This window comes from Pontibacterium sp. (assembly GCF_041587635.1).
Classification (GTDB): domain Bacteria; phylum Pseudomonadota; class Gammaproteobacteria; order Pseudomonadales; family Balneatricaceae; genus Pontibacterium.
Map to the genome: position 1 here is coordinate 1 of NZ_JBFGYC010000230.1, position 5,963 is coordinate 5,963.

The following is a 5,963-nucleotide window of genomic DNA, read 5'->3' on the forward strand; positions in this document are numbered from 1 at the left end:
ATCAGCTTCATCTCATCACCGGAGATATCGATCAACTGATCGTTCTCGGCATGCAGAGGGCCACACTTCAGGAAGCGGTCTTTAGAGAACTTCTGCAGGGATACCAGATACTTGCCATCCGCATCACGGGTTTCACCCATGGTGGTGTGGTTGTGACCTGGCTGGTAATGCACATCCAGTTTCTGCAGGATGTAGTCCACTTTCTCACCGTTGTAAGCACGGATCGCTTTTTCGACATCCCACTTACATACCTGGCTGTCGATAAACAGGGTGGTGAACGCGTTGCCACGACCATCAAACGCAGTGTGCAACGGCCCCAGACCCAGCTCCACTTCTGCAACAACCGTATCACGTGGTTTGATCTTGTCTTCGAACAGCGCGTCAAACTTATCCAGCTGCAGCACAGTCACGGTTGGCGACAACTTACCGTTGGCAACAGCGTACTTACCACCCGGTGCGGTGTTGATACCATGCGGGTTTTTCGGCACAGGGATATAACGGGTCAGATCGGAGCCTTTACGACCATCAACCACCGGCACCTTGGAATCACCCAGATTCTTGAAGTTACCCACTTTCACTGCGGCTTCAATACGCTCGATATTGAAGACCACCAGATGGTCTCGCTCCAGACGCATGGAACCGGCCAGATCGACGGCACCTTCAGCGTTGTAACAGGTAGAGAACGCATACTTACCAGTGTAATCGGCATCGGTGTTATCCAGGTTACCGTCCACGATCACCTGCCAATCCACCTCCATGGTCTCCGCATTAATGGCTGAGAACATGGTGTAGTAGCCTTCGATATCATCCATATTCAGGCCGTTGTTCGGATGCGGCATACGGAATTCAGCGTTAGCAAAGACGTACTTGGTGTGCGGTACCTTCTGTACGCGCAGACCGTGGATCGCCTGACAGTTTGGCACTGTGGTGATCTTATCGGTCTTCATGATGTCACCGCGGATACGGGCAACACGGGTGTTGGCCTTATCGTTGATGAAGATGTATTTACCGTCGTACTGACCGTCGGTCATCGACATATGCGGATGGTGAGAGTCGCCATTCATTGGCGCGTTTTCACCCAGTACCGCCTTACTTTCGTTGGTGATACCCCAACCGGTTGCACTGTCCACGTTAAACACCGGAATACGCATCAATTCGCGCATCGATGGCAGACCCAGAATACGTACTTCACCGGAATGACCGCCACTCCAGAAGCCGTAATACTCATCCAGCTCACCGGGACCAACCGTGTGTTTGCTGTCAGACGATGCATGTGCAGTCGACGGCATCAGCGCCGAACCCATGGTCGCACCCATGGTGCCTACAGCGCCGACCAGCGCAGCAGAGCCACCCAGGAACAAACGGCGGCTAAGCTTCACATGTTCCGTAGCCTTTGGATCTTCGGTATCAATCTTAGGGAGGTTTTTGTCGTTTGGATCTATCATCGTCTTTGATCTCCAGTGAAAATAACGTCCGGCCTCTCCGGTCGGCGTCGATTGAGTCTTTGTTTGCAGCTAGCGATTACGCCGGGTCTGCAATTTCAACTGCCGGAATCTTTTTCATAGCAGCTGCTTGTTTAGCTTTCTTACGTTTTTTCTGTACCAGTGGTGGGCATTTGTCATCACGGTAGTAAGTCATCTGGCAGTCCAGACACTGGTGGCATTCATTGCCGTTGATCGACCCGTCCGGATGGATCGCCTGAATCTCGCACTCATTAGCGCAAACCTTACAAGGCTGTCCGCACTCTTTACGACGCTTCAGCCAGTCAAACAGTCGCAAGCGTGCTGGAATCGCTAATGCTGCACCCAGTGGGCAGATGTAACGGCAGTACACTTTGCGGGTAAAAATAGAGATCAGCAGCAGGAATACGGCATAGAAGACGTAGCCCCATTCACGCTGAAATTTGAGCAGAAAAGCGGTTTTAAACGGTTCAACCTCGGCATATTTTTCCGCTTCGGCCAGAGACTCCAGCGAGATTGCAAACAGTCCCAGTAGAATCACATACTTTACGGCCCAAAGGCGTTCATGCACGGCAAACGGCGGCTCAAACTGTTTCACATTGAAGCGGCGGGCCAGCTCGTTGATCAGCTCCTGCAAAGCACCAAACGGGCACAACCAACCGCAGAAGATGCCACGCCCCCAGAGCAGCATGGTCATTGCCACGAATCCCCAGAGAATGAATAGAATCGGATCAAGCAGGAACAGCTCCCACTGGAAGTCGCCTTTCAGCGCATGCACGAAGGTAAAGACGTTCACGACCGACAGCTGGCCGAGGGTGTACCAACCAATAAAGAACACGGTGAAGATCAGGTAACCGCGGCGGAAGGCATGCAAAAAGCGCGGATAACGCACCAGCACATCCTGAATGAAAATCACGATAAAGAGCACGCCCAATGCAACACTCAAGACGCCAATCTGAAAGGCCCGGTCTTTCCAGATGGATACCCATAGGGCTTCAGGCTCGGGTTCCACCACCGGTGCCGGACGGTCGATATACTGCTCCAGAGTCAGGTAATCGCCGTAAAAACTGGTGAATACACTGTCCAGTGCGCCGACCTGACGACGTACTAGCAGCTCGATCTGCCACGGTGTACCGGGATCAAAATCGTACTGGTTGCGCACGATAAAGATCGCCATCTCTTTAAAGCCAGGGAAGCCGTCGATGTAGACATCATCGAGACGATAGTAATCGGTATCGTGGAAACTGATCACTTTGTCGGACTGCTGCAATTGGGTGCGGTCAAAGATACCACCACGCACATAGCCATTGCCTTTAAAGGAGTATTGGCCGCTGCCCATGACAGCAATTGCCTGATCGCCCTCTCCCAGCTCCCCCATTAGCCACTTAAACTGATCATCGCCCAGCAAGTTACGGCCGATGGTGGGAACATTGAGCGGTGCGTAGTACATATCGATGAAGGGACGTTGCTTACGACCTTCACCATGACGGCCTTTTGTCGCAGCCGCGGTACCTTCAAAGGCCTTATCGATATCACCTTCGACCAAGCTCAGTCGGCGGATCGAGCCATCACCGGTCAGTTCAGTCCAGTTCGCTTTTTTGAACAGATCCGGTTTAATAGTGGCCGGTGGCACTTTAGCCTGCTCAGATAAACCTGCAATCCCCAAAACCTGCGCGACCTTTCGTGCCGAGCGCATGATCGCTTCATTCACCACCATAACTGTAACGGTGGCACCGGAAACCACATCAACGTTCACAACATCGGGATTGTTACTCGCACCAACACGCACTTTGTCGGTTACGTTCAGCCCTTCGTAGGCGGCGGCAAAATCAAACAGTTTTTGCTCAGGGATACCCACCAGCAAGATTGGCTCGTGATGTTCCAACACGCGGGTAGCCAGCAGTTTTCCGCTGATATCCATCACTACCAGTGTGTTGATCGGCTTGCCAGAATAGGCAGGAATATTGACAACATCGTTCGTTTCGAAGGCGTATCCGGCAATGTCTTCACCGTTGTAGACCGCCCACGCGATCATTTTGCCTTCGGCAACAGGGGACTTTTCGCGAATCGTGCTGGTTTGGAGAAACGCCTGCTGAATAGTTTCCAGCTTCTGAGCTTCAGAAACCGGAGCCATCGCCATGATAGGCGTCGAAATCAGTACCGCCAGCATCAAGACAATAAACACAAACACTGGACGGAAAAAACGAACGTTCAGATCCATTTTGGTACCTTAAAGCGTAGTTTCATCAACGATCAGCCAAATGAACACGCTATGATTTGCAAATAAACAGTGAGTCTCCTCACTGCGGTTGTTGATTCACGGGCGGTAACCCTTCACTGAATCACAGACCCCTAACTTGCTGTCAGACGGGGACATCCCTGTGACTTACCGCTTAATATTACTTTTCCAGAATTTCCAGAATTTCCAGAATGGTGTACTTCATCATGTTCTTCTGATGCAGGCGAAATTTGATCGTCTGACCTTCATGAAAATCGGTAATCTCTAAATAGGGAGCCAGAAAAAACTTCATCTGCATTGCACTCATTGACCACTCAGGAATTGGCTGATGTCGAATTTTGAGCTGATTCGTCGACGGCAAAATACCTTTCACAATCCCAGAAGTAACTACTTCCGCCACCGGAGCCTGTGTCGTAGATGCCGGATGCTGATGCATGGAGTGAGAGCCGGAATCCTGTGCAACGGCCTGAAAACTAGTGAGAGCAAAACAAGCAGAGAACCCAAACGCCACAGATAGCTTAGTCAACGTTTTCACCTATGCACACTCCATATAACAAGAATATAAACTGCGACAATTTGTCACATTGGGAACAGTACGCCTGAGGCTAAAAGATGTGTTTGATATTCATCAATTGAGCAATCACTAAAGATAAAAAATACAATCTGCAATCAGCGCTTCATCCACACCGTTACAATTCGTAAGATTTACGACAAAGTCTATTTGTAGTTTTCCTGTTTACTGCCTCTCGGGATCACCATTTTGCTCGACGTGGGAAGCACACCCTCTCTTGTGCAGCCCCTTCGACAAAACGGCCCTTGTGATAGAGCGAGCCACTAATAAGGAAAAAAAGATGCCTTTGATCCAACGCCCCTTCGGCGAGGAACAACCCTACTGGCCGTTAGGCCCGTTTAAAATCCGTCTGCCGTTTGTACATTACAAATGGGAAACCCCAGAGATGATCCAAGGCCTGATCATGTTTGTGGTTGGTCTGGCGATGATTCCTCTTCTGCAAAAATACCTCGGTATGCCGTACGAAGCGGCACTGGCTTTCACCTTCGTTGCAGGCTTGGGTTACTGCCTGCCAGCATTGATGGGTGTCCCTCTGGTTCCTGGCTGGATCACCCCCGCAATACCGGTGGTGCTGCTGTATCTGAAAGGTTTTGAACCCGGTCCTGAAGCGATCAAGGCCTTATTCGCGCTGCAGCTGGAAGTGAGCATCATCTTCCTGATTTTGGGTATCACCCGCTGGGGTTCTAAGCTGGTTGAAGTCATCCCGAACTCGCTAAAATCCGGCATCATTATTGGTGCAGGTATCGCCGCGATGATGGGTGAACTGAAAGTTGGCGGCCGTGTTGACGCTACGCCGATCTCATTGATTGTCGGCTCTATCATCTCTGCATACATTCTGTTCTCTCTGTCATTCAAAAACATCGTGAACGAAAGCTCGCTGGCAAAACGTATCGCCAACTTCGGCATGGTACCGGGCATGATCATCGCGATGATCATCGGCTGGACCACAGGTGAATACGCAGTACCAGAGATCGAATGGGGCATCACTCAGCCTGACTTCGCGCTGATGTTCCAGTACCTGACATTTACCGTTGGTTTCCCGGGCTGGGATGTGTTCCTGCTGGCGATCCCTACTGCAATCATTGCATACGTCATCGCATTTGGTGACATCATCGTAGGCTTCACACTGGTTAAACGTGTTGATCACCTGCGTAAAGATGAGTCCATCGAAGAGAACGTGGACCGCGTTCACGTTGTGACTGCACTGCGTAACGCTATGCATGCATTTCTGGCACCTTGGCCGGGTCTGGCCGGTCCTCTATGGACGGCTGCACACGCAACGGTTGCGGAACGTTATGCAATGGGCCGCAAAGCGATGGACTCCATCTACAGTGGTGGCGGTACGTTCTGGATTACTGGTCTGGTGGCGCTGTTCATTCTGCCGTTGGTAACCCTGTTCAAGCCGGTACTGCCGATCGCCCTGTCCCTGACACTGATCCTGACAGCCTACATCTGCATCATGGTAGGCATGGAACAGCTGAAGAACCCAACCGAGCGTGGTGTTGCCGGCATCGTTGCCGTCACACTGGCGATGCCAGATCCTAAATCCACCGTGTATGCGGTTGTGATTGGTCTGCTGCTGTACTTCCTGATCGAACGTCCGAAGCTGATGGGTCGTCACCGTCCTGAGGATGAGATCATCTTTGCCGATGGTGAAGAGGAGAAGAAAAAAGAAAAAGAGAAAGAGACCGCC

At 51.2% G+C, this 5,963-nt stretch carries 4 protein-coding genes; 1 reads left to right on the forward strand and 3 read right to left on the reverse strand.

The features are described 5' to 3' along the window. The 3 genes from nosZ to ABYW01_RS12040 all read right to left on the reverse strand — a co-directional run. Positions 1-1,445 (reverse strand): TAT-dependent nitrous-oxide reductase (gene nosZ / locus ABYW01_RS12030; RefSeq protein WP_372832957.1); only part of this gene is annotated, 1,445 nt, incomplete at its 3' end. 76 nt (positions 1,446-1,521) lie between these two features. Further along, on the reverse strand, positions 1,522-3,681 hold the full coding sequence (nosR, locus tag ABYW01_RS12035) for a transcriptional regulator NosR (RefSeq protein ID WP_372832960.1): 2,160 nt from the start codon (positions 3,679-3,681) through the stop codon (positions 1,522-1,524). A 178-nt stretch (positions 3,682-3,859) separates the two neighbouring features. Further along, complete coding sequence (locus ABYW01_RS12040; protein ID WP_372832963.1) at positions 3,860-4,225, reverse strand: copper-binding protein; 366 nt, start codon at positions 4,223-4,225, stop codon at positions 3,860-3,862. A gap of 325 nt (positions 4,226-4,550) precedes the next feature. On the opposite strand from ABYW01_RS12040, the gene ABYW01_RS12045 reads away from it, so the two are divergent. Beyond that, on the forward strand, positions 4,551-5,963 hold a 1,413-nt coding region (locus ABYW01_RS12045; protein WP_372832965.1), incomplete at its 3' end, for a xanthine/uracil/vitamin C permease.